Genomic DNA, 24,661 nt, shown 5'->3' on the forward strand with positions numbered 1-24,661 from the left:
CGCTTTTTTCAATTTTCGTGAATTAAATATTAAACAGCTTTTTGGCATTTTCAGTCGTTATGGCATCGATAGTTGCGACATCGACATCACGCAAGTCGGCAACACGTTGTGCAACGAGAGAAGTGTAGGCTGGTTCATTACGCTTACCACGGTGCGGTACTGGCGCTAAGTATGGACAATCGGTTTCTAAAATGACCCACTGCATATCCAAATGTGGAATGACTTTATCCATCCCGCCATTCTTAAAGGTCGATACGCCACCCAAGCCTAAGTGGAAGCCTAGCTCATTGATTGCTTGCGCTTCTTCTAAGCTGCCTCCAAAACAGTGGAATACACCACGCAGACGACCATCTTGCTCTTGTCTTAGCAAAGTGAGTGTTTCTTCAATCGAATCACGAGTGTGGATAACGACTGGTAAATCCATCTCTTTTGCCCAGTTTAGCTGAGTCACGAATGCCATCTCTTGCTCGGCGCGATAGGTTTTGTCCCAATACAGGTCGATACCAATTTCGCCCACCGCAATAAACTTGTGTTTCTCAAACCAGCCGCGGATGATTTCCAACGTTTGCTCAACGTTGTTATCCACATAGCAAGGGTGGAGTCCCATCATTGAGTGGCACACGTCAGGATATGCCGCTTCGGTTTGTAGCATGGGCTCAATAGAGTCCAGATCGATGTTTGGCAACAGGATCTTATTAATGCCTTGCGCTAAGGCGCGTTGTACTACTTCATCGCGGTCGTTATCAAATTCGCTGGCATAGATGTGCGCGTGGGTATCGATCATCGTTACTCTCTGTGCTTCATGATTGGTTTCGTATTCGAAGTATACTTGAGTGTGAGTGCTGGGTCATTTTCAGTTTTTTTCATTACCTTTTTCCAGATTGTCACTCGCAACATGCATCAAGAGTGATATGATTTTGTTCACCAGATGATTTGATCATCATAACCGTCCAGACAAGGAGAAAATGGTGTCTGTATCAATTCAAGGTCCATTCCCTGCACGCCGTATGCGTCGTTTACGTAAGCACGATTTTAGTCGTCGTTTGATGGCTGAGAACCAACTTTCTGTTAATGATCTGATTTACCCAATGTTCATTCTTATGGGTAAAGATCGTCGTGAGAGCGTGGAGTCCATGCCGGGTGTAGAGCGTTTGTCGATTGATTTAATGCTAGAAGAAGCGCAATACCTTGCAAATCTAGGCGTTCCAGCAATCGCGCTTTTCCCTGTCGTAAACCAAGACGCTAAAAGCTTATGTGCTACTGAAGCCTACAACCCAGAAGGTTTGGTTCAGCGAGCAGTACGAGCGCTTAAAGAACATATTCCTCAAATCGGTGTGATCACAGACGTGGCACTTGACCCATTCACGACGCACGGCCAAGACGGCATCATCGATGAAGATGGTTACGTAATGAATGATGAAACCACGGAAGTACTGGTTAAGCAGGCTTTGTCTCACGCTGAAGCGGGTGCTGACGTCGTCGCGCCTTCAGACATGATGGATGGCCGTATTGGTAAGATCCGCGAAGCATTAGAAAATGCGGGCTACATTCATACACAAATCATGGCTTACTCGGCTAAGTACGCGTCGAACTACTACGGACCATTCCGTGATGCGGTTGGCTCTTCTTCAAATCTAAAAGGCGGCAACAAGAAAAACTACCAAATGGACCCAGCAAACATTGACGAAGCGATCCATGAAGTGGCGCTAGACATCAATGAAGGTGCGGACATGGTGATGGTTAAACCTGGTATGCCATACTTAGATGTAGTTCGCCGAGTTAAAACCGAACTTCAGGTACCGACGTTTGCTTATCAGGTGTCTGGTGAGTACGCGATGCATAAAGCGGCGATCATGAATGGCTGGCTCAAAGAGCGCGAAATTGTGATGGAATCACTACTGTGCTTCAAACGTGCAGGTGCTGACGGCATCTTAACGTACTTTGCGAAAGATGTGGCTGAGTGGTTGGCAGAAGAGAATGCACAAACTGCTCAACACCTAAATCGTACTCCGGAAGCGACTGAAGAGTAATTATCGCTCAGTGAGAAACACCAGACCAACAAGAGTTGTTCGTCTGTATATACCCAAGTAACCTCAGGCGGATTACAACAGTAACAATCCAAGGTGCTTGGGTATTTTTATTTTGGAGAAGAGAACAATGACAATGCTGATTCGTGAAGGCACATTGGAAGAAGCACTTCAAGTTGTGGCACGTGTTACCGAATTTTCGAAAGGAGAAACGGTAGACTCCATGACTCAACGTTTAGAAGAGAAAAACAGTTTAATCCTCGTTGCAGAAAAAAATGGCACGATTGTCGGCTTCAAAATAGGTTACGAATTAGAGGATGGTGTTTTCTATAGCTGGTTAGGTGGTGTAGTTCCTGAGGCTCGAAATGAAGGCGTGGCACAATTGCTTTTGGAAGCACAAGAAGATTGGGCGGCTGAGCAAGGCTATAACACGTTAAAAGTGAAATCTCGAAATCAGTTTCCTGCTATGCTTCGATTGTTATTGAGAAATGGCTATATCATTGAAAAATTTGAAGAAAAAATCAACCTTCGTGAATCTCGAGTTCATTTCATTAAAGCGATGTGAAAATAAATGAGATTTTTTCTCATTTAACTGTTGACTACGAAATGATAATCATTATTATTAAACCTGTCTTAGGGAATGAGGAAGAGTTCACAAGGACGTTGAATGACTTATTAACAGAAGTTGATTAACTGAAAGTTGAGAAGTGATGAAACATTTTTCCGAGAACTTGCACGAATTCTTTTTGACACGACATTGCTCACATTGCTTCCAGTGTAATTTATAGCTTCTTGGTTAAGCTGCTCTATTTACAGAATTTGCTTTACCACTTCTGCTAGGCGACCCCATTCGGGTCGCTTTTTTCTTTTCTACGATTTCTATTTGACGTCACTATTCGTATTTTTTCCACACGCGATGATCATTTAAGGATCGTTGATCTTCTCGCCGTTTTATAAAATAAATATTTAAAAACAATAACTTACTGTGTGTATTTTTTGTGTTTTCTATCATTGGATAACCAGTGGATAATTTCTATAAACAGAGTTATCCACAGGGTGGGATTGTCTTCGTGAATAAAATCGAAAAATTTACGCGACCTAGATCGAGCGAACAAGATAGATTCGGATCAGCAGTCATGGCATCCTAGGCAGATCTCTCAAGTACTGAATTGGATACAGACAATTATGGCAAGTATTCCTGAAAATCCGTTGATCCTTATCGACGGCTCTTCTTACCTATATCGCGCTTTTCACGCCTACCCGGGCACCATGAGCAATGGTGAAATTCCAACTAATGCCGTTTACGGTGTCGTGAACATGTTACGCAGCATGATGCGTCAGTTTGCGTCTGAGCGCATCGCGGTGGTTTTCGATGCGAAGGGAAAAACCTTCCGTGATGATATGTATGCAGAATACAAAGCTAATCGTCCGCCAATGCCGGATGATCTGCGTTGCCAAATTGAACCATTGCACAATGTTATTCGCGCGATGGGTTTACCACTGATCTGCGTTCCTGGTGTCGAAGCGGATGACGTCATTGGTACGTTGGCGCATCAAGCATCACAAAAGGGCATGCCTGTATTGATCAGTACTGGTGATAAAGACATGGCGCAGTTGGTGGATGATAATATTACCTTGATCAACACTATGACGAACGTCGTGATGGATCGTGAAGGTGTGGTTGAAAAGTTTGGCATTCCACCTGAGTTAATCATCGACTACCTAGCGCTGATGGGCGATAAAGTAGATAACATCCCTGGTGTACCAGGCGTGGGTGATAAAACCGCGACCGCACTACTGCAAGGTATTGGCGGTCTGACTAAGCTGTATGAAAATCTCGATGACATTGCTGCGCTTGGCTTCCGTGGTTCTAAAACCATGGCGAAGAAGCTCATCGATAACAAAGAAAATGCCATGCTGTCGTACGAGCTCGCGACCATTAAATTGGATGTTGAACTTGAAGAAACGCCAGAGTCACTGCTGAAAGCGGAACCAAATAAAGACGAACTAGTGAAGTTGTATGGTCAACTGACGTTTAAATCTTGGTTGAACGAGCTACTTGAAGGTGGTTCTGGGTCGGTAGAAGCTGTTGAGCTTGCTGGCTCTGCTCAAGCCTCTGCTTCTCATGCTGAGATGGAAACTTCCGCAGTGACAATCGACCGCAGCCAATATGAAACGATTCTGGATGAAGAAACCTTCAATGCGTGGCTAGACAAACTTCAAACGGCCGAGTTGTTTGCGTTTGATACGGAAACCGACAACCTAGATTACATGCTAGCGAACCTGGTTGGTTTGTCATTCGCTGTCGATGAAGGCATTGCCGCTTATGTGCCTGTTGCACATGACTACCTAGATGCACCTGAACAGCTTGATCGTGATTGGGTTCTAGGACAGCTTAAGCCAATTCTTGAAGATGCAGCGAAAGCAAAAGTTGGTCAAAACTTAAAGTATGATGCGTCTGTATTGGCTCGTTATGATATTGAGCTAAAAGGTATCAAGCACGACACGATGTTGGAATCGTACATTTACAACAGTGTCGGCGGTAAACACGATATGGACAGCTTGGCGCTGCGCTTCCTACAACATAGTTGCATTTCTTTTGAGCAAATTGCAGGTAAAGGCAAAAATCAGCTTACGTTTAACCAAATCGAGTTGGAACAAGCATCGCCATACGCGGCAGAAGATGCGGATGTGACCCTTCGTCTGCACAATCGCTTGTTTGCGAATATCGAGCAGGATGAAAGCCTGAAGACAGTGTACGAAGAGATTGAAATGCCGTTGGTGCCAGTTCTTTCGCGCATTGAACGCACCGGGGTCTTTATTGACGAAATGAAGCTGAGTGCGCAGTCGGTAGAGATTACCGCTCGCCTTGATGAGCTTGAAAAGAAAGCGTATGAAATTGCAGAGCAAGAGTTCAACATGAACTCGCCAAAGCAATTACAAGCCATCCTATTTGAAAAAATGGGTTTACCGGTGGCGAAGAAAACGCCATCAGGTACACCATCGACGAATGAAGAAGTTCTGCAAGAACTCGCGCTAGATTACCCACTGCCAAAATTGATTTTGGAATATCGCGGTTTGGCGAAGCTTAAATCGACGTACACGGACAAGCTGCCGAAAATGATCAACCCAACAACAGGGCGTGTGCATACTTCTTACCATCAAGCGGTAACCGCAACAGGTCGTCTATCTTCTACCGATCCGAACTTACAGAACATTCCAATTCGTAACGAAGCTGGCCGTCGTATTCGCCAAGCGTTTGTCGCACCAGCTGGCCATAAAATCTTAGCGGTCGACTACTCGCAAATCGAACTGCGCATCATGGCGCACCTTTCTGGCGACCAAGCGTTATTAGATGCCTTCCGTGATGGTAAAGACATTCACGCGGCAACTGCGGCAGAAATTATGGGTCTGGATATTGAACAAGTATCGAGCGAGCAGCGTCGTCGTGCTAAAGCCGTTAACTTCGGGCTTATCTATGGCATGAGTGCATTTGGTTTGGCGAAGCAGCTTGGTATCCCTCGCGGCGAAGCACAAGCCTACATGGATAAATACTTTGAGCGTTACCCTGGCGTGATGCAGTACATGGAAGACACGCGCAGCACGGCTGCAGATAAGGGCTATGTTGAAACGATTTTTGGTCGACGTTTGCATTTACCAGAAATCAAATCGCGCAACGGGATGCGTCGTAAAGCTGCTGAACGTGCGGCAATCAACGCACCGATGCAAGGTACGGCTGCGGACATCATTAAGAAAGCGATGCTGTTGGTTGATCAGTGGATTCAGGAAGAAGGCAATGGCCGTGTGAAGTTGTTAATGCAAGTACACGATGAATTGGTCTTTGAAGTTGAAGAGTCATCATTGTCCGAAATTGAAAGTAAAGTACAGAAATTGATGGAATCTGCAGCAGAGCTAAAAGTACCGTTGGTTGCAGAAGCAGGGCACGGTGACAACTGGGATCAAGCTCATTAGTCACTTTTAGACCAAAATAACCAATTAATTATGAGCCAGCGCACAAACGCTGGCTTTTTTTTGCGATTAAAAAAGCTAGCGCAAAGTTAACTTTGATGTTGCTTAATAAAAATTTCATGAAAAAAAACTACAAAAATTCTTTGCAATTCTGACCAATTGTTGTACATTAATACTCGTAGGGTACAGAGGTAAGATGTTCTATCTTTCAGACCTTTTGTTTCACGTTATTGGATTAGGCTGATTCAGCCGCCCCAGTCAGCTTTTGACTGGGGCGTTTTTTATTGGGCGAAAGAAAATTTTTCTTTTTGTTCAATGTGTTGGGTTGGTAACGACTTGTCTTTATATTTCTCCCACCTTTAACCTATTGTCTACACTCCAATTTTCTTCAAAAACTCGCAAACTATTCAGTCTGTAAATTTATGCCAATCACACTATGATTTTTTCTTGAAGGAAACTAAGTTGACGTGAAAGTGGGTAGGTTTCTGTCTAACTTGTTGAATTGTATTTTCTTTATTGGTTATGGTTGTGAGTTAATTAAGCGAAAGCTAAAGTTGGGTGGCTTTTTAAGCTATTGAAATCATCCGATAGTTCAGCAATGCTTCGTCACATAACAATAATTACCAATTTTTCTCTCCCGTTATCCCTGCCAGGAAGGTGGGGATTTTTATTGCCTGTTATTTAGCTCAGATAAACAAAAGCCCCACCAAATGGTAGGGCCGTGTCGAAAAGATTTAACAAATATTGTTAATTATTCTTCGTCGCTTGCTGGGGTATCCAGTTCGCCTTCTTCTATCAGGTGTGCGAGCGCCGGTGCAAACCAGGTATCCAGTTTTGCGCGCAGCTGATCAACGCCTAATCCTTTAAGGGAAGAGAACACATCAACGGAAACGTCACCACCGAAAGTTTCTACTTGCTTACGAACTTTCAGCAGGGTTTGTTTGCGTGCGCCACTTTTTAGTTTATCTGCTTTGGTTAGCAAAACTTGCACAGGAATGTGGCTGTCGATGGCCCAGAAAATCATTTGCTGGTCGAGATCTTTCATTGGATGACGAATGTCCATCAGAACCACTAAGCCTTTTAGGCACTCGCGTTTCTGTAAGTATTCACCCAAAGATTTCTGCCATTTGTTTTTCATCTCTACCGGTACTTGAGCAAAACCGTATCCAGGTAGATCGACAATGTGACAACCTTCTTCTACTTTGAAAAGGTTGATTAATTGCGTACGACCAGGTGTCTTTGATGTCTTGGCTAAGCTTTTTTGATTAGTTAGACGGTTAAGTGCACTCGATTTACCAGCGTTTGAGCGTCCTGCAAACGCAATTTCGACACCTTCGTCTTCCGGTAGGTGACGAATATCGGGTGCGCTGGTGATGAAATGCGTATTTTGGTAATGAATTTTTACGCTCACTGTTAACTCCATCTCGACTTTGTGTAGTCGATTGATTACTTTTTTGTGAAAATGTGTAAAATAACCGTGCTCGGCATAAGGTCGCCTATTGTACCATGAGTGTACGCGGTATGTTCACATTCCGTGGTACTGGAAGCTTGATAATTATAATGGAATGTCATGAAGAAATTAGCGCTAATTTTGAGTCTTTTAGCCAGTTGCTCAGTATGGGCCCAAGGTAATATTGAGGCTGGTAAAGCAAAATCACAAACCTGTGTCGCCTGTCACGGAGCAGATGGCAACAGTGCAATAACAACGTACCCGAAACTCGCAGGCCAACACGCTAAGTATCTTGAGAAGCAGTTAAAAGAACTTAAGCTAGGCATGACAAGTGGTGGTAAACAAGGTCGTTACGATCCTGTAATGAGTGGTATGGCAATGCCACTGAGCGATGAAGATATCGCAGACCTATCTGCTTACTACGCTTCGCTACCAGTTTCAGAAAACTCAACACCTGAAGATGTGGTAGCAAAAGGCAAAACGCTTTATACCGCTGGTGATGCCGAGCGTGGCCTAACCGCATGTATTGCATGTCATGGTCCTCGTGGCAATGGTACTGAGCTTTCAGGTTTCCCGAAAATTTCTGGTCAGCATGCTGACTACATCAAAGCTCAGCTAGAAAAATTCCGTGATGGCGACCGTGGTAATGATATGAATGCCATGATGCGCGACATCGCGAAGAAAATGACAGACGAAGATATCGAAGTGCTGTCTAAATACGTTGGCGGTCTGCACTAATATACCTAAATCGCTCAAGATCCTGCATCTTGAGCTGGTTGGGTAGATGTCCCTACATCGTTCGAGCAACTTGTACAAAAATGCCCTAGTGAATCCACTAGGGCATTTTTGTTCGTGACAAATATCACAGTCGACTTTGAGTTCGAAAGCGATAGTTAGCTCGGTAGTTTGTGAGACATTTGCCATACTTGATGTTGGCTTTTTCTTGTTGGTGTTTTTAACTTTTTGATTAAATGATAATTTTGATGTTTTAGAAAAATAGGCGGATTATTTTTTCAACCCATTACTTGTGAGCATCGCGGGATGGCGTAAAGTAGAAGTTGTTCACAGGGGGTGAATGTAAGGATTTAAGACCACGGTTTAGGTCTCCAAGGATGTAGCTCGGATGCTTGGTGATTTAGAAAGGGATTTAGATAGGTAGGGAGCCTATCTGATAAGGATGGTCATCTCGTCTGACGGTTAAGACAGTGAAACGGATCAGGCACAGGAAGTTGCTCAGTAGACAGGAAGTAAACGGATAGCCAAAACTCATCAGGAAGATGAAAAACAACTCTTTTTGGCAGGGAAAGCTCGAAAAACAAAGGGATCATTGGTGCACCAAATGTGTGCAACACAGTTTCGCCAATTGATGGCACTTAGAAAGCGACAGTCTGACTGTCGCTTTTTTTATATTCTTTTCCCTTGGTAAGTCGCAATCTGAATTACGATTACTGCACTTATTTACTTCGATGGGTTGTAAACAAAGTTTTTTAACAAAAATTGCTGAAAAAATACTCAACAACACTCCAATCCGAGTTCACTTTCTGGTATGTTTCGCATCCCTGTTTGAGGAAGTCAGCATGCATACCTGTCCTTTATGCCAAAATCAGCGTACTCACCACTATTTTGAAGATAAGCGACGTGAATATCTTCAATGTGAGCAGTGCAGTTTGGTGTTTGTGAATCCAGACCAACGTTTGGATGCGGAAACCGAAAAAGCTCACTATGATTTGCATGAGAACAACCCTGAAGATTTAGGTTACCGACGCTTTTTGTCGCGTATTGCTGACCCGATCACAGAGCGAATTTCTCCACAATCAAATGGTATCGACTTTGGTTGTGGTCCTGGCCCAACGCTCTCCTTAATGCTGGAAGAGGCGGGGCACAACATGGCGTTGTACGATCTCTACTACCACCCCGATACGTCGGTTTTAGAAAAAACGTATGATTTCATGACAGCAACAGAGGTGATAGAGCACCTCTACCACCCAGATTTGGTGTGGAAGCAATGGTTGAATTTAGTTAAGCCAGGGGGCTGGATAGGCCTGATGACGAAAATGGTCATCGACGTGGAGGCTTTCAAATCATGGCATTATAAGAACGATCTCACTCATGTAGTGTTCTTTAGTCGTGACACGTTCCAGTTCCTAGCAGAGCGGGATAAGCTCGAACTCGAATTTATTGGTAATGATGTAATTTTACTGAGGAAACCCCAGTAATGAGCCGTAGTAAAAAATCTAGAAAGCCAGGTGCCGCTGGCGCACCTGAGTTTGTTGTAACTCGTAACCGTACAGAATCTGATGTGGAAGGCCGCCTACGCAAGCGTGCTAAAAAGCGCAAAGGCTTGAAAACGGGTAACCGTAACTCAGAAGTTAACGAGCAGAAAAAGCAAGCTGCTGCACAAAACCGCGACCCGCGTTTAGGCAGTAAAAAGAAAATTCCTCTGGTTGTTGAGCCTGCGAAGAAAATGACGAAGCAAGAGCGTCGTTTGTCGGCAGAGCAAGAACTAGAGATGCTAGAAAATGACGCGCAATTGAACGTGTTGCTAGACCGTATTGAAGCGGGTGAAAACCTAGGCACAGGTCTACAGAAATACGTCGATGAGAAGCTCGACCGCATTGAGAAGCTAATGGACCAACTAGGTTTGTTGGAACCTGAAGAAGAGGAAGACTTCACTGCTCCTGCTGAGAAAAGCACGCGCAATGATGATGACTTGCTGGCAGATTTCGACGACATTAACTTCGACGACTACAAAGGATAATTAAGCTATGAATGTAACCTTATTAGCTATTGCTGGTGTTGTGATTATCATCGCACTTGCTTCTTATGCAGGTTACCTTCTGCTTCAATTGAAAAAGCAAAAGGAATTGCAGCTAAAGCATCAAAAATTGGCGATAGATAAACGTAACGCCAACATTTTTGAGAATGTGCATACCTTGTGTCAGGCGGGTATTCAAGGCCAATGCGATTTATCTGAAATCAGTATTCGTGTGTATAACATCATGGATTATGTACAAGGTGAAGACCGTGTCGATTTCGATAAAACGTACCCTGCAATTTCTGAGCTTTACCATATCGTGAAAGATATGGCGCGTGGTGAAGAACGCCAACAACTTGCCAAGAAAGAGCGTATGCAACAGAACTTGACGCGTCATAAAGCGGAAAGCCGCCTCACTGATGCGATCATTGAGGAGCTCAAAGTGTTGCAGAAAAACGTCCAGCCACTGAATAATCAAATCAATATTCAGATGATTTAATAGTTACCCCCAATGGTTTCCTTATGACTGCTGGGGGTATCGTGATCACGCTAGCACTTCTTTAGTTTTATAATTAAAAAGCCAGTCGGCGTTGCCACGCTTGTCATCGTCGTATGGCAAAATAGCGGCTCTGAATATCGGGTGACGGTTTTCGTTGCCCTAGCATTTAACGGAAAGTACCACCATGTCGAATCAACACACTGAATCGAAGCAGCAAATCGTCTGGGATCAAGCGGTATTGGATAAGTACAACTATTCCGGTCCTCGCTACACTTCGTACCCAACGGCGCTGGAGTTCCATGAAGCGTTCACCATTTCTGATTATGATATGGCATGCACTCAGTACCCAGACCGCCCATTATCGCTGTACGTGCATATTCCGTTCTGTCACAAGCTTTGTTACTACTGTGGTTGTAATAAAGTCATCACGCGCCACTCGCACAAAGCGGACGAATACCTCGATGTGCTTGAGCATGAGATTCGTCAACGTGCAGCCTTATTGGTGGGCAGAACGGTAACGCAATTGCACTTTGGTGGTGGTACGCCAACGTTCCTTTCTGAAAAGCAAATTACACGCGTAATGAACCTGTTGCGCCAAGAGTTTACCTTTAGCAGTGATGCTGAAATCAGTATCGAAGTTGACCCGCGTGAAATTCAGATCACCATGTTGGATCACCTGCGTAGCGAAGGCTTTAACCGCTTGAGCATCGGTGTTCAGGACTTCAACAAAGAAGTGCAAAAACTGGTGAACCGTGAGCAAGATGAAGAGTTCATCTTTGCGATGGTTGCGCGCGCAAAAGAGTTGGGTTTCCGTTCGACAAACCTAGATTTGATCTACGGCTTGCCAAAGCAAACCAAAGTCTCTTTTGCCAAGACGTTAGAACAAGTACTGGAAATGCAGCCGGGCCGTCTGTCCGTATTTAACTACGCGCACATGCCACAGCTATTTGCAGCGCAGCGTAAGATTAAAGACGAAGATCTGCCTAAAGCAGAAGAGAAGATGGCGATTCTGCAAGACACCATCGCGACACTGACTGGTGCTGGCTACCAGTTCATCGGTATGGACCATTTTGCATTGCCTGATGACGAACTTGCCGTTGCTCAGCGCGAAGGTATTTTGCATCGCAACTTCCAAGGCTACACCACGCAAGGTGAATGTGATTTGGTTGGCTTTGGTGTCTCTGCAATCTCGATGATCGGCGATGCATACGCGCAAAACCAGAAAGAGCTGAAGAAATACTACGCTCAAGTCAACGAACTTCGTCACGCACTGTGGAAAGGGGTCTCGCTGGACTCTGATGATTTGCTACGTCGCGAAGTGATCAAGCAGCTGATTTGTAATTTTAAACTAGACAAGAAAGCGATCGAGTCTGAGTTTAAAGTGAAGTTTGATCAGTACTTTAAAGAAGACTTGCAGCTACTTCAGACCTTCATCAACGATGAGCTGGTGGAAGTGGATGACAATGAAATTCGTGTGACGCTGCGAGGTCGTTTGCTGATCCGTAATATTTGTATGAGCTTCGATAAGTACCTGCGAGCGAAGGCGCGTCAGCAACAATTCTCTCGTGTTATCTAATCATAGACGCCGATTCAAGATATAAAAAATGCCAGCAGATGCTGGCATTTTTTATGTTTTCGCTGGATTTAAGCGCGATCTTTTACTTTTGCTTTCAGTTCCGCTTTTTCTGCTTCTGAAAGGAAAGCAATCTCAAGACCATTGATTTGTGCTTGGCGAATCTGGTCTTGGCTCAGACCAGCTGCTGGTGCCGCTACTTCGTATTCGTATGGCAGTTCGATGCCTTCTACCGCTGGATCGTCAGTGTTCAGACACGCAAGAACGCCATGCTCTAGGAACTGTTTGAGAGGGTGGTTTTCTAACGTTTCTACCGTACTTGTTTGGTAGTTTGATGTTAGGCAAGACTCAATACCAATGCGGTTTTCTGCTAGGTAATCCATCAGTTTTGGATCGTGGATCGCTTTTACGCCGTGGCCGATACGAGTTGCGCCCAGCTCATTGATTGCTTGCCACATGCTCTCTGCACCTGCTGCTTCACCAGCATGAACCGTTACCCCAAGGCCAGCATCGCGTACTTGCTTGAAGTGAGATACAAAGCGATCACCCGGTTGGCCCAGTTCGTCACCCGCCAAGTCGACGGCAACGATGTGATCTTTTTGGCTCAGAATGCCGTCCAGTTCTTGTTGGCACGCGTCGGTGCCAAATGTGCGGCTCATGATGCCGATCAGGTTGGCTTTCACGCCAAAATCGCGCATACCCGCTTGCACGCCGTCCACGACTGCTTCAACAACACCCGCTACTGGTAACTTGTGTTTCATTGCCATGTAGTATGGTGAGAAACGCAGTTCAGTGTAATCGATTTGAGCGTTTAGTGCGTCTTCTACGTTTTCGTACGCCACACGACGACATGCATCTAGGTCGCCCAGTACCGCAACACCCCAGTCGAGCTTAGAAAGGAAAGCAACAAGAGAGGGTTCCGCTTCGACAATTTGAACGTGAGGAGTTAGAGACTCAATATCGTACGCTGGCAGAGCAATACCAAATTTTTGGCCAAGCTCAAGAATCGTTTTAGTACGAATGTTACCGTCAAGGTGGCGGTGCAAATCAGTAAGAGGAAGGTTCTTCGTTATCATTATGTCGATCCGGATAGTTATGAACTGGAACAGGGCCCAAACATCATCTGTGACAATACATGGGTAAGATTTGCAGTTAAGTATAAATAACAGTTAGGTAGATTGTCAGTAGAGGATGACTAGGAAATCAACGATTCTCGCTCTTTTCTACTTCATGTTAACCAAATTTGTTGGCCACTCTTCTAGTGGCATTGGACGACTGTAATAGAAGCCTTGCACTTGGTTGCAGCCTAAAGAGCGCAATAATTGTGCTTGATTGCTATCCTCTACGCCTTCTGCGACGACATTGGTTTTGAGGCCCGCGGTGATATTGATGACCGCAGCAACGACCGAACTGTCTAAGTTTTCTTGCGTGAGTTGATTGATGAAGGTGCGATCAATCTTCAAACAAGTAAATGGCAGTGAGTGAAGATAACCCAGTGATGAGTAACCGGTACCGAAATCATCGATCGCGATACCAATCCCCATATCACGCAGTTTGGTCATATTTTCCAGTGTGGTTGGTGCGCTATCAATAATGCGCGACTCGGTGATCTCCAGTGTTAGGTTACTGGCGGGTAATTTTGTGATATCCAACACGTTGGTCACTGTATCGACAAAATCAGGGCAGGACAGTTGATTAACGGAGATGTTCACATGCAGTTGGAAGTCTGATGGCCACTGATTACTTTGAATGGCTTGGTATGTATCGCGGCAAGCTTGTAACAGAATTTGTTGGCCAATGGCTTTGATCATGCCGCTTTCTTCTGCGATTGGAATAAAATCTAATGGTGACACCATTCCTGAGTCACTGTGCCAGCGCGCCAGCGCTTCTGCGCCACACACATTACCACTAGCGAGATCCACAATAGGTTGATAATGAGGGATAAACTCTCGGTTTTCGATGCCAGTTTGAATCTTAGTCAGCATTTGGGTGCGGAACTTTGAAGCGCTTGCCAGTTCAGGGCTGTAATGACAGACACCGGTCAGTGAGTCTTGCTTGGCGTAGCTTAATGCGATGCTGGCGTTGCGAAGCCACAGCGGCATGGTTTCATTTGGTTGGGTTTGCACAATGCCAAGTGAAATCTTCATCACTACATTCTCACCTTCCACCATAAATGGGGTGGAAAAGAGTTGCTGTAATCGACGCTCGGTTTGTTTAACTTTGGCTTCAGTATCGGCGTTTGAGAGAAACACTGCGAACTCATCACCACCAATCCGAGCCAGTAACGCGTTATCACTAAACTCTTGTTTTAGCCTTTCTGCGATGCTGACCAACAGTTGATCACCGTTATGATGACCCACACTGTCGTTGATATCTCTAAATTTGTTGATACCAAGTAAAAATAAACTGCCGTGGCACAGGTGAGATTGGTTCTCACAGATTTCGACCAAGCCCTGACGACTGTATAAGCGTGTCAGAGAGTCATAAACCAACTGTTCACGCAACGCTTTAAATGAGGCTCTGAGGTTACTCGTCATCTCATTAAAGGCATGCACAAGTACCGTTGTCTCATACACATAACCAGGTTTTGGCATACTGCTGTCCCAATCGCCATTCGCAAGGTGTTGGGCGGCGTCAGCCGTCGCGTTAATCGGTCTGGTGACTCGGTTGAAAATGATCCAACTGATGGCGATACCAAATAGGCTGACGATAAACCCGACTAGCCAACTCTTTTGTTGGCTTTTCGGCAATGTACCCAGCAACTCGGATTCAGATATAGAGGTGCCAATAAACCATGTTAAACCGTTTTGATCTCGGTATGGGGTTAGTCGGCTGAAAATACGTTGGCCGTCATGTTCAAATGAAAAGGTGTAAGGTTGCTTAGTATTGTTGAGATCAAACGACCGAACGCGGCTCGCACTGATTTTGATGATCGGATCTGCGTTTTCAGCCGCAAACAAACGCTGCCCTTTATCAGAAAACTTTGTGCCCCATGAGATGACGCTTCCCGGGCCTGAGTGAGCGATTAAACGATGCTCTGGGTCCATGATGTAGACCGAAGCTTTGGTGTTGTATTTTAACTCACGTAGAAATTCGTTAAATGTGTTGATGCGAATGTCTGTCACCAACACGCCAGCAAATTGGTCGTGTTTATACACCGGTGTCATGGCTGACAGCGTAATATCCTGGCGTTCATCGGCATTCGTATAAATCTCAGACCACATCGAGGTTTGAGCCTCAGCGACGGGCGTATACCATGGGCGAGTGCGAGGATCGTATGGAGAGATAACCGTTCGAATGCTATTACTCACATGGTTAGTGCCATAAATAATCAGATCGCCATCGGTATATCGATCTTGAACCATTAAGGTGTAATCGTCGGAAAGCTCGCGGCGGAACCCGGCAAAGTCACCGCTTTCTGAACCAAATGCGATGACATCCAACTGCGGTATCGATTGGTAAAGGTTTTTGAATGCACTCAGCAGGTAGCTTTGAATATCTGAGGTGTCGTGAGGATGATAAAGGTTGTGATAGCTGACGTTATGCGCGAGAGCCATAACCGCAGTAAACGGCTTGCGCAGATAGCTATTAAGGTGGTCGTGGACACTTTCGGTTAACACGGAAAGTTGTTTGTCGCTGATATCTGTGACCACTTCTTCGTAGCTTTGTTTTTGGACGTAGACAATGACACCGATCGCCAGTAAGAAGATCATGACAAATGGAATGAGAACAGCGGTACGCAGTGTAATTTGAGTCGTAGCAGTAGACATTGCCTAATCACATAGATGGTGGTGCGCCACAATTGTACTGATATTTTTGTTAATATCGAGTGACAAACGACTCTCGTTGTTAACGCACCACGTAAGTGATTGTCAGTACAATTCTTTTAATTTTCTGGTAAGCGTGTTTCGCCCCCAGCCTAATACTTTAGCGGCATCTTGCTTGTGACCTTTAGTGTGCTCCAAAGCTGCCTCTAATAAAATGCGCTCAAATTCTGGTAAAGCATAAGAAAGTAGTTCTTTATCTCCTGCCGCGAGTGATTGACGTGCCCAATCCGCCAATTGTTCTTGCCAGCTGCCATGCTCAGAGTCCGAAATGGATTTTTTCTCTTCGAGCAGTTCGCTTGGTAAGTCGTTTGGCAATACCTCGCTACCACTGGCCATGACGGTTAACCAACGGCAAATATTCTCTAATTGACGCACGTTGCCCGGCCAATCAAGGCGGTTAAGAATTTCAACGGTCGACGGATGCAGAGTTTTGGTTTCGACCCCCAGCTCATCAGCCGCTCGGATAAGAAAATGCTGCGTAAGTTTTTCGATGTCCTGCTTACGTTCACGCAATGCCGGAATCTGCACTCGAATCACGTTCAAGCGATGGAATAAATCTTCACGGAAATCGCCTTCATGCACCAGCTTTTCTAAATTCTGGTGTGTTGCCGCGACAATCCTTACGTCGACGCTGATTGGGGAGTGACCGCCCACTCGATAAAACTGTCCATCGGCCAGAACACGCAGCAAACGGGTTTGAATATCTAACGGCATGTCACCGATTTCGTCTAAAAATAGGGTGCCGCCATTGGCTTGTTCGAATCGACCCTGACGAACATTGTTCGCCCCGGTAAATGCCCCTTTTTCATGACCAAACAACTCTGACTCAATCAGATCTTTGGGAATCGCCGCCATATTGAGTGCAATAAAAGGTTTGTTGGCGCGAGGACTATGGCGGTGCAACGCATGAGCAACGAGCTCTTTACCCGTGCCCGATTCACCGTTAATCAATACTGAAATTGAGGAGCGAGAAAGACGACCAATGGCGCGAAATACTTCTTGCATGGCTGGCGCTTCACCGATGATTTCTGGCGTTTCTGCTGGAATGTCTTCTGGAGAGAGTTGCTCACGTTTATTTTCGTGACTGTGTGCAATCGCTCGCTCAACTAACGTTAAGGTTTCATCGATATCAAAAGGTTTTGGTAAGTATTCAAAGGCGCCTTTTTGGTACGCATTCACTGCCGCATCCAAATCTGAGTGGGCGGTCATGATAATCACGGGAAGGTCTGGGTAATCGCGCTGTACTTGTTTTAGCAGCTCTAATCCATCAATGCCCGGCATGCGAATGTCCGATACCAGCACATCTGGTACTTCGCGTTCGAGCGCCATCAAAACGCTTTCCCCATCGGCATAGGTTTCGCATTTTATGTTGGCAGAGGAGAGCGTTTTCTCCATCACCCAGCGAATGGAACTGTCGTCATCAACGACCCAAACATATCCTTTACTCATGTAGTAATCCTTGCAGCAAACCGAAAAAATGATGCGACTTGAAGTCCATTAGCGCAATCAGATCGGCAAATAAATAGTAAATGTTGTGTGACCAGGCCAGCTTTCTACGTCTATTTTTCCATTGTGCTGGTCGATCAAATTTTGTGAAATAGACAGCCCTAAGCCAGTTCCTCCCTCGCGGCCACTGACCATGGGATAGAACAGCGTGTCTTGTAATTCCGGTGGAATGCCTGGGCCGTTGTCTGTGATTTCGACACGCGCAGCGAGTTTACAGCGTTTGCCGTGAATATTAGCTTGATGCACCGTTCTGGTGCGAATGGTGATTTTACCGTGTTCTTGATGGCTAAGAATTTGCGCCGCATTACTGACGATATTAAGCATCGCCTGTTCGATTTGGTCCGCATCCATCAAAATTTCTGGCAAGCTCGGGTCGTAATCGCGTTCAATCACGATTGAACGTTGCGATTCTAATTCAACCAACTGGCGGACCTTTTCCAGAATTTGATGCAAGTTTTCTTGTGTCTTTTTACCTGGCTTTTGTGGCCCGAGTAATCGATCAACGAGCGCTCTTAAACGGTCGGCTTGCTCAATAATGATGTGCGTATACTCGGTGAGAGAGGGATCTGGCAGCATTTTTTCTAGCAATTGCGCTGCACCACGTAATCCACCTAGCGGGTTTTTGATCTCATGTGCAAGCCCTCGGACTAACAGTTTCGCCGCTTGTTGTTGGGCGTGCTGGTTTAGTTCTTGAGAGAGTCGGCGCTGTTGATCAATTTTGCGCATCTCGACGAGTAACATCAGTTGTTTTTGCCAAGTGATTGGGCTAACTGTCACCTCTAGCATTAAGGGGCGGCCATCAACAACGAAAGTGACGTCACTGTCGGTGATGCTTTGGCCACTTTGCAATGGTTGAGTGAGCAGCGCGAGATCCAGCGACGCATGTTGAATCAATTGAGAAAGCGATTGTTCAACAATACGTTTCGCGCTCTGAGAAAACAGCAACTCGGCAGCCGGATTGGCATAACGGATAGCCAATCCATCATCAAGAATCAGCGTTGCTGTCACCATGTTATTGAGAATGGCACTAGGAAGACTGGTATCCACATTACGTCCTTGTTTTGCTTTAAGATTGTGCGTTGCACAATAATGGTGCAATTGAACGTTAAGTATGGCGAATAAATCTCAGAAGAAAAAGTGAAAAGCACCGCAGTGATGCTATTTTTTTCACCAGATATTCTATTTTGCCCCTTTTACGGTCGGCTTAACACTTGCTCTATGTAAATGCACCGTTATAGGGCTAGTAGATGCAATAAGCTTGCCGCTTCTTTTCGCGTGCACGGCCAGTGTGTGGGTGCCTCGGTCAATATTGTTTAACTGCCACATCATATGGCTTTGTGGCGCACCATAAGGTTTTCCGTCGAGCAGCAGTTGCAACTGTTCGCCGATACCAAGCTTGCGATTGGTTTCCAGTTGAATATTGATGATGCCTCGGTTGCTGCGGATGGTTTCGTTATGTTGAGGAGTCAGCATCGAGAGCTTTAATGGGAGAGGTTTATCGGTTTTCTTTTCCGGCTTGTCTTGTGGCTCTTTCGATAGCTTGGTCTGAGGGGCGAGTGATTCCGTGCTTTCTACCTTAGGAGCCGGTGCGCTGGCTTCAAGGTTTGGCAGCGCGATGGCTTTTGCACCTTGGTTTGGCGTATCACTAAAATGAACCACGCCATTTTCATCTACCCATGTATAAGCAACCTGCGCTGATGCGATGGAGACGATTAACAATCCGCTGAGAGCACATAGCGATGGAATAAGCTGAACTTTCATTGCTCACCTTCTTTTGATCGATGATTTCACGTTTCAATGGCTTAGCTCTTTGACCTACAAGGTAAAAAGTCCAAGCGTATTTTTATTATCCCCTCATGTTAAACGTCGAATCTTGACTGACGAATACAAAAAAGGCCCGCCTGCGAGGCGAGCCTAATATTTTGTTGCTGTGTTTACATTTTACACAGTGTCGACCTTATACAGAGTAGTAAAGTTCGAACTCAACTGGGTGAGTTGTCATGTTCACGCGCTCTACGTCCTGAGATTTCAGTTCGATGTAAGAGTCGATGAAGTCGTCAGAGAATACACCACCCGCTGTTAGGAATTCACGGTCAGCATCTAGCTCTGCTAGTGCGTCTTTCAGTGAGTATGCAACCGTTGGGATTTCTGCTGCTTCTTCTGCTGGTAGATCGTAAAGGTCTTTATCCATTGCTTCGCCTGGGTGGATCTTGTTCTTAATACCGTCAAGACCAGCCATTAGCATTGATGCAAAGCATAGGTATGGGTTAGCCGCTGGGTCACCAAAGCGAACTTCGATACGACGTGCTTTCGGGCTTGGTACCACTGGGATACGGATTGAAGCAGAGCGGTTACGTGCAGAGTAAGCAAGCATAACTGGCGCTTCGAAGCCTGGTACAAGACGTTTGTACGAGTTTGTTGATGGGTTAGCAAATGCGTTGATTGCACGAGCGTGTTTGATGATACCGCCAATGTAGTAAAGCGCCATTTCAGATAGACCGCCGTACTTGTCACCAGCAAATAGGTTTACACCATCTTTCGCTAGAGATTGGTGAACGTGCATACCACTACCGTTGTCACCAACAAGTGGTTTAGGCATGAATGTTGCCGTTTTACCAAACGCGTGAGCAACGTTGTGTACAACGTACTTGTAGATTTGGATTTCGTCAGCTTTGGTTGTTAGCGTGTTGAAACGAGTTGCGATTTCGTTTTGACCCGCTGTTGCCACTTCGTGGTGGTGCGCTTCAACAACAAGACCCATCTCTTCCATTACTAGACACATAGCAGAACGGATATCTTGAGATGAATCCACTGGAGCTACAGGGAAGTAACCACCTTTAACGCCTGGACGGTGACCTTTGTTACCTTCTTCGTAATCAGAACCTGTGTTCCATGCTGCTTCTACGTCATCGATCTTGAAGAAAGAGCCTGACATGTCAGTCGCGAACTTCACGTCGTCAAATAGAAAGAATTCTGGCTCAGGACCGATAAGTACAGTATCTGCAACGCCAGTAGAGCGCATGAAGTCTTCAGCGCGTTTTGCGATAGAACGTGGGTCACGGTCGTAGCCTTGCATTGTTGCCGGCTCTAAGATGTCACAACGGATGTTTAGTGTTGCGTCTTCCGTGAATGGGTCAAGCACAGCAGAAGATGCGTCAGGCATCATTACCATGTCTGATTCGTTGATACCTTTCCAGCCAGCAACTGATGAACCATCGAACATTTTACCTTCTTCGAAGAAGTCTGCGTCGATTTGGTGAGCAGGGATCGAAATGTGCTGCTCTTTACCTTTTGTATCAGTGAAGCGTAGGTCAACAAACTTAACTTCGTTTTCTTGGATCAGCGATAGAACGTTTTCTACTGACATCTTGGATAACCTCCAGTGTTAATAAGCGGTAAAAGCTCGATTTATGAATTATTCATGAAACCTGGCATTGATTAATCAATTTGACTTTTCATTAATCGATGCTGTTTTAACTAAAGCCAAAACCGTGCCAAAAAAAATATTCCATTAATTTCAAGCAATTGTATTTTTTGGCGCTAGCTTGGTGCAGATGATTGCACCAAAATGATCTTTTCTTGCACTATTGTGGTGCGAAAAATCATTATTGCACCATAATGTGACAGGCGCATTGCTTATTCAGCCCAGTTTTTGAGCAAGAGTCAATTTGAATTATGCATCGATTGGAATAAAGTTGCGTTTAATCAATTCGTTCTGAGGAAGAAAATGGGCATTAAGCGTAAAAATCGCAGAAATGCTCGGGAGTAGATCACATATTTCTAGGCTTTTTGCTAAAATCTGGTACATTATGGCCGTTTTTTTAATCAGCAAATGTCGCCAGAGAGCACCCGTTCTCAGCGTGGGGGCATTTCATCTATCTAAGTGAATCAATATCCATGGCTACTCCACAGATTGATAAATTAAGAAATATCGCGATCATCGCGCACGTTGACCACGGTAAAACCACGTTGGTTGACAAGCTGCTACAACAATCAGGCACGCTTGAGTCTCGCGGTGAAGCTGAAGAGCGAGTCATGGACTCGAACGACATCGAGAAAGAGCGCGGTATTACCATTCTTGCTAAAAACACAGCAATCGACTGGAACGATTACCGTATCAACATCGTAGATACTCCGGGACACGCGGACTTCGGTGGCGAAGTTGAACGTATCATGTCGATGGTAGACTCTGTACTACTTATCGTTGACGCGGTTGATGGTCCAATGCCTCAAACGCGTTTCGTAACACAAAAAGCGTTTGCTCATGGTCTAAAACCAATCGTTGTTATCAACAAGATTGACCGCCCTGGCGCACGTCCTGATTGGGTTATGGACCAAGTGTTCGACCTATTCGACAACCTAGGTGCTTCAGACGAACAGTTAGACTTTAAAGTGGTTTACGCTTCTGCTCTTAACGGTTGGGCTTCTCTAGAAGAAGGCGAAACTGGCGAGAACATGGAACCGCTATTCGAAACTATCGTTGGCGAAGTAGCTGCACCAGAAGTTGACCTAGATGGTCCACTACAGATGCAAATCTCTCAGTTGGATTACAGCTCTTACGTTGGCGTTATCGGCGTTGGCCGTGTAACTCGTGGTAGCGTTAAGCCAAACCAGCAAGTAACGGTTGTTGGTGCAGACGGCAAAACTCGCAACGGTAAAGTGGGCACAGTAATGGGCTACCTAGGCCTAGAGCGTCACGAAGTTGAGCAAGCTAACGCGGGTGATATCATTGCAATCACTGGTCTTGGCGAGCTTAAAATCTCTGACACTATCTGTGCACAAAACGCAGTAGAAGCACTACCAGCACTGTCTGTTGATGAACCAACAGTAACCATGACGTTCCAAGTAAACACGTCTCCATTCGCTGGTAAAGAAGGTAAGTTCGTCACTTCACGTAACATCCTTGAGCGTCTAGAGAAGGAACTGGTACACAACGTTGCACTGCGCGTTGAGCAAACAGACGATCCAGACAAATTCCGCGTATCAGGCCGTGGTGAGCTTCACCTGTCTATCCTGATCGAAAACATGCGTCGTGAAGGCTTCGAGCTTGCCGTATCTCGTCCAGAAGTAATCATCAAAGAAGAAGATGGTCAGCTAATGGAACCGTTTGAAACGGTAACTATCGACGTAATGGAAGAGCACCAAGGCGGTATCATGGAGAATATCGGCCTACGTAAAGGTGAGCTGAAAGATATGGCTCCAGACGGTAAAGGCCGTGTACGTATGGACTTCATCATGCCATCTCGTGGTCTGATCGGCTTCCAAACGGAATTCATGACACTGACTTCTGGTTCTGGTCTTCTATACCATACGTTTGACCACTACGGCCCACACAAAGGCGGTAACATCGGTCAGCGTATCAACGGTGTTCTGATTGCTAACGCTGCGGGTAAAGCGCTAACTAACGCACTGTTCAACCTTCAAGAACGTGGTCGTCTATTTATCGGTCACGGTGTGGAAGTTTACGAAGGCATGGTTATCGGTATTCACAGCCGCGACAACGACCTAACAGTAAACGCACTGAAAGGTAAGCAGCTAACCAACGTTCGTGCATCTGGTACAGATGACGCACAGGTTCTAACTCCGCCAATCATCATGACGCTAGAGCAAGCGCTTGAGTTCATCGATGACGACGAGCTAGTAGAAGTAACACCTGAAAGCATCCGTATCCGTAAGAAATTCCTAACGGAAAGCGATCGTAAACGTGCTTCTCGTGGCGCGAAATAACTTTCGTTAAGCGATTCAATTAAGAAGAAGCCCTGAGTTATGCTCAGGGTTTTTTGTATCTAGAGAATGAAAATATCAGCATGAAGCCAATCGTGATTACTGGTGGCCCTGGTGCGGGGAAAACCACCCTACTGAATGCATTAGAGCGGCAAGGGTATGCGACGTTTGCAGAGAGCTCTCGTACGCTGATTGAACAGCAAAGCCAGTTAGACGACGGTATCTTGCCGTGGACGAACCTGCCTGAGTTTGCTCAATTGTGTCTCGACTTGATGAGCAAGCAAAAGAGTGATGCGCGTTGTCATGACGTTGCGTTTGTTGATCGCGCGATCCCAGACATCATTGCTTACTTACAAGTGGGCGGTTGTAAGGTTGACCAAGCTTTCTTAACCGAAAGTGCTGGGTACCATAGCCAGGTGTTTACTTGTCGACCTGAAGCATCCATTTACGTGCAAGATGAAGTTCGTCCACACAGCTTTGAAGAAGCATTGGAGATTCATCAATCCTTAGTGGATATCTATGCTGAATTAGGTTACGAAGTGGTAGAAGTGCCATGGGGCAGTGTGCTAGAACGAGTAGGCTTTGTTCGAAGAGTCATCGGTTTATTTGATGAGGTCGCAGACTAAAACCTCCTCGCTAGGAGGAGGTTTGAATCATTTACTTTTGATTGAGCTTTTGTAGGAATTTATCAGACTCTGCAATCGCTTCGTTCATCTGTTTGATGGCAAACTGAATGTCTTTCTCTAGACTAGAAAATTCACCTTGTAGAGAGCCAATCGCACTCGCGTTAAGGTTGTGTTTCAAGTACAACGTGTTGTCGCGCAGTGTATTTAGTACCGGTGTCATCTTTTTCTCTGCACGCTTCATTGCGCTAAGCATGGTTTTGTACGAAGCTTTGGTTTCACGTAGCTTTTGTTCGCTTGAACGGCGCAATTTCGCGCTCGAGTACAGCTCTAGTTCGTCTTGCCATTCATTAAACAGTGCGCCGGAAACGTCTTCAATCGCAGCAATGCGGTCACGAACGTCTTGCGCCGCTTTTTCGCTGTCTTCGTACTTGTCATTGATTTTGTTGTAGACACTTTCTAGCTCACCACCATCAAAATTAGTGATCGCAGATAAGGCTTCGAGTGCACTGGTGAATTCTTCTTGTGCATCTTGTTGAGATTCTTTGGCATCTTCAACGCGGTCGACCATAATATCTCGTTTATGGTACCCAACTTGCTCCATCGCTGAGTAATAAGCAGATTGACACCCTGTTAAAGTGAAAATTGATAGTACAATTGCTAATAAATAAGGCATTCTTATGTCCTCGACGCTAATTATGGGATGAA

General features: G+C 45.4%; 20 protein-coding genes. 11 read left to right on the top strand and 9 right to left on the bottom strand.

Features of this window, described 5'->3' with window-relative positions; all coding sequences use genetic code 11:
• Positions 1–22 precede the first annotated feature (22 nt).
• Positions 23–784 (bottom strand): TatD family hydrolase, encoded by a 762-nt coding sequence (locus LIX84_RS12485; RefSeq protein WP_006741775.1) that lies wholly within the window; start codon positions 782–784, stop codon positions 23–25.
• Positions 785–968: 184 nt separating this feature from the next.
• On the opposite strand from LIX84_RS12485, the gene hemB reads away from it, so the two are divergent.
• The 4 genes from hemB (at position 969) to LIX84_RS23560 (ending at position 6,240) form a co-directional block, all read left to right on the top strand.
• The gene (gene hemB / locus LIX84_RS12490) at positions 969–2,030 is read left to right on the top strand and encodes a porphobilinogen synthase (protein WP_031777176.1); all 1,062 of its coding nucleotides are present in this window, start codon (positions 969–971) and stop codon (positions 2,028–2,030) included.
• Between the two features lie 127 nt (positions 2,031–2,157).
• Positions 2,158–2,592 (top strand): GNAT family N-acetyltransferase, encoded by a 435-nt coding sequence (locus tag LIX84_RS12495; protein ID WP_012841227.1) that lies wholly within the window; start codon positions 2,158–2,160, stop codon positions 2,590–2,592.
• A gap of 620 nt (positions 2,593–3,212) precedes the next feature.
• A complete protein-coding gene (gene polA / locus LIX84_RS12500; RefSeq protein ID WP_226421439.1) occupies positions 3,213–5,999 on the top strand; it encodes a DNA polymerase I in 2,787 nt (928 codons plus the stop codon).
• A 193-nt stretch (positions 6,000–6,192) separates the two neighbouring features.
• Positions 6,193–6,240 (top strand): hypothetical protein, encoded by a 48-nt coding sequence (locus LIX84_RS23560; protein ID WP_438356636.1) that lies wholly within the window; start codon positions 6,193–6,195, stop codon positions 6,238–6,240.
• Positions 6,241–6,747: 507 nt separating this feature from the next.
• Here the strand turns inward: LIX84_RS23560 and yihA are convergent.
• A complete protein-coding gene (yihA, locus tag LIX84_RS12505; RefSeq protein ID WP_005394452.1) occupies positions 6,748–7,407 on the bottom strand; it encodes a ribosome biogenesis GTP-binding protein YihA/YsxC in 660 nt (219 codons plus the stop codon).
• 159 nt (positions 7,408–7,566) lie between these two features.
• Between yihA and LIX84_RS12510 the strand changes: the two genes are divergently transcribed.
• The 5 genes from LIX84_RS12510 to hemN all read left to right on the top strand — a co-directional run bounded on the left by LIX84_RS12510 (position 7,567) and on the right by hemN (position 12,276).
• The gene (locus LIX84_RS12510) at positions 7,567–8,184 is read left to right on the top strand and encodes a c-type cytochrome (RefSeq protein ID WP_005379248.1); all 618 of its coding nucleotides are present in this window, start codon (positions 7,567–7,569) and stop codon (positions 8,182–8,184) included.
• An 839-nt stretch (positions 8,185–9,023) separates the two neighbouring features.
• On the top strand, positions 9,024–9,662 hold the full coding sequence (locus LIX84_RS12515) for a class I SAM-dependent methyltransferase (protein WP_005394454.1): 639 nt from the start codon (positions 9,024–9,026) through the stop codon (positions 9,660–9,662).
• A complete protein-coding gene (gene yihI, locus LIX84_RS12520; RefSeq protein WP_005394455.1) occupies positions 9,662–10,204 on the top strand; it encodes a Der GTPase-activating protein YihI in 543 nt (180 codons plus the stop codon). The genes LIX84_RS12515 and yihI overlap by 1 nt, the downstream gene beginning before the upstream one ends.
• A gap of 7 nt (positions 10,205–10,211) precedes the next feature.
• The gene (locus LIX84_RS12525) at positions 10,212–10,700 is read left to right on the top strand and encodes a DUF2489 domain-containing protein (RefSeq protein WP_005379254.1); all 489 of its coding nucleotides are present in this window, start codon (positions 10,212–10,214) and stop codon (positions 10,698–10,700) included.
• Positions 10,701–10,884: 184 nt separating this feature from the next.
• Positions 10,885–12,276 carry an oxygen-independent coproporphyrinogen III oxidase gene (gene hemN, locus LIX84_RS12530; RefSeq protein ID WP_226421440.1) on the top strand — a complete coding sequence of 464 codons (1,392 nt, stop codon included), beginning with the start codon at positions 10,885–10,887 and terminating at the stop codon, positions 12,274–12,276.
• A gap of 68 nt (positions 12,277–12,344) precedes the next feature.
• Here hemN and add read toward each other — a convergent pair whose 3' ends face one another.
• The 6 genes from add to glnA form a co-directional block, all read right to left on the bottom strand.
• A complete protein-coding gene (gene add, locus LIX84_RS12535) occupies positions 12,345–13,349 on the bottom strand; it encodes an adenosine deaminase (RefSeq protein WP_226421441.1) in 1,005 nt (334 codons plus the stop codon).
• A gap of 147 nt (positions 13,350–13,496) precedes the next feature.
• Entirely contained in the window at positions 13,497–16,043 is a 2,547-nt protein-coding gene (locus LIX84_RS12540; protein ID WP_139060259.1) for a bifunctional diguanylate cyclase/phosphodiesterase, read from the bottom strand.
• Between the two features lie 102 nt (positions 16,044–16,145).
• Positions 16,146–17,549, bottom strand: a complete 1,404-nt coding sequence (gene glnG, locus LIX84_RS12545) for a nitrogen regulation protein NR(I) (protein WP_005395036.1) — start codon at positions 17,547–17,549, stop codon at positions 16,146–16,148.
• 57 nt (positions 17,550–17,606) lie between these two features.
• Entirely contained in the window at positions 17,607–18,653 is a 1,047-nt protein-coding gene (gene glnL, locus LIX84_RS12550; RefSeq protein WP_012841226.1) for a nitrogen regulation protein NR(II), read from the bottom strand.
• A 132-nt stretch (positions 18,654–18,785) separates the two neighbouring features.
• Positions 18,786–19,367, bottom strand: a complete 582-nt coding sequence (locus tag LIX84_RS12555; RefSeq protein WP_226421442.1) for a DUF4124 domain-containing protein — start codon at positions 19,365–19,367, stop codon at positions 18,786–18,788.
• A 196-nt stretch (positions 19,368–19,563) separates the two neighbouring features.
• Positions 19,564–20,973, bottom strand: a complete 1,410-nt coding sequence (gene glnA, locus LIX84_RS12560) for a glutamate--ammonia ligase (RefSeq protein WP_005395023.1) — start codon at positions 20,971–20,973, stop codon at positions 19,564–19,566.
• Between the two features lie 530 nt (positions 20,974–21,503).
• Between glnA and typA the strand changes: the two genes are divergently transcribed.
• Positions 21,504–23,333 (top strand): translational GTPase TypA, encoded by a 1,830-nt coding sequence (typA, locus tag LIX84_RS12565; RefSeq protein ID WP_046874152.1) that lies wholly within the window; start codon positions 21,504–21,506, stop codon positions 23,331–23,333.
• 80 nt (positions 23,334–23,413) lie between these two features.
• Positions 23,414–23,956, top strand: coding sequence for an AAA family ATPase (locus LIX84_RS12570; protein WP_114323033.1), 543 nt, complete (start codon positions 23,414–23,416; stop codon positions 23,954–23,956).
• Positions 23,957–23,987: 31 nt separating this feature from the next.
• Here the strand turns inward: LIX84_RS12570 and LIX84_RS12575 are convergent, their stop codons facing one another.
• Positions 23,988–24,629: a DUF2959 domain-containing protein gene (locus tag LIX84_RS12575; RefSeq protein ID WP_006741783.1), complete on the bottom strand. Its 642-nt coding sequence runs from the start codon at positions 24,627–24,629 to the stop codon at positions 23,988–23,990.
• Positions 24,630–24,661: the final 32 nt, after the last annotated feature.

The sequence above is a fragment of the Vibrio sp. E14 genome (assembly GCF_020515785.1).
Taxonomy (GTDB): domain Bacteria; phylum Pseudomonadota; class Gammaproteobacteria; order Enterobacterales; family Vibrionaceae; genus Vibrio; species Vibrio diabolicus.

Excerpts from the sequence above, each read along its gene's own strand:
- LIX84_RS12485 (WP_006741775.1), bottom strand. The coding sequence starts at position 784 with ATGATCGATACCCACGCGCACATCTATGCCAGCGAATTTGATAACGAC.
- LIX84_RS12495 (WP_012841227.1), top strand. The coding sequence starts at position 2,158 with ATGACAATGCTGATTCGTGAAGGCACATTGGAAGAAGCACTTCAAGTT.
- polA (WP_226421439.1), top strand. The coding sequence starts at position 3,213 with ATGGCAAGTATTCCTGAAAATCCGTTGATCCTTATCGACGGCTCTTCT.
- LIX84_RS12510 (WP_005379248.1), top strand. The coding sequence starts at position 7,567 with ATGAAGAAATTAGCGCTAATTTTGAGTCTTTTAGCCAGTTGCTCAGTA.
- LIX84_RS12515 (WP_005394454.1), top strand. The coding sequence starts at position 9,024 with ATGCATACCTGTCCTTTATGCCAAAATCAGCGTACTCACCACTATTTT.
- yihI (WP_005394455.1), top strand. The coding sequence starts at position 9,662 with ATGAGCCGTAGTAAAAAATCTAGAAAGCCAGGTGCCGCTGGCGCACCT.
- LIX84_RS12525 (WP_005379254.1), top strand. The coding sequence starts at position 10,212 with ATGAATGTAACCTTATTAGCTATTGCTGGTGTTGTGATTATCATCGCA.
- hemN (WP_226421440.1), top strand. The coding sequence starts at position 10,885 with ATGTCGAATCAACACACTGAATCGAAGCAGCAAATCGTCTGGGATCAA.
- add (WP_226421441.1), bottom strand. The coding sequence starts at position 13,349 with ATGATAACGAAGAACCTTCCTCTTACTGATTTGCACCGCCACCTTGAC.
- LIX84_RS12540 (WP_139060259.1), bottom strand. The coding sequence starts at position 16,043 with ATGTCTACTGCTACGACTCAAATTACACTGCGTACCGCTGTTCTCATT.
- glnG (WP_005395036.1), bottom strand. The coding sequence starts at position 17,549 with ATGAGTAAAGGATATGTTTGGGTCGTTGATGACGACAGTTCCATTCGC.
- LIX84_RS12555 (WP_226421442.1), bottom strand. The coding sequence starts at position 19,367 with ATGAAAGTTCAGCTTATTCCATCGCTATGTGCTCTCAGCGGATTGTTA.
- glnA (WP_005395023.1), bottom strand. The coding sequence starts at position 20,973 with ATGTCAGTAGAAAACGTTCTATCGCTGATCCAAGAAAACGAAGTTAAG.
- typA (WP_046874152.1), top strand. The coding sequence starts at position 21,504 with ATGGCTACTCCACAGATTGATAAATTAAGAAATATCGCGATCATCGCG.
- LIX84_RS12570 (WP_114323033.1), top strand. The coding sequence starts at position 23,414 with ATGAAGCCAATCGTGATTACTGGTGGCCCTGGTGCGGGGAAAACCACC.
- LIX84_RS12575 (WP_006741783.1), bottom strand. The coding sequence starts at position 24,629 with ATGCCTTATTTATTAGCAATTGTACTATCAATTTTCACTTTAACAGGG.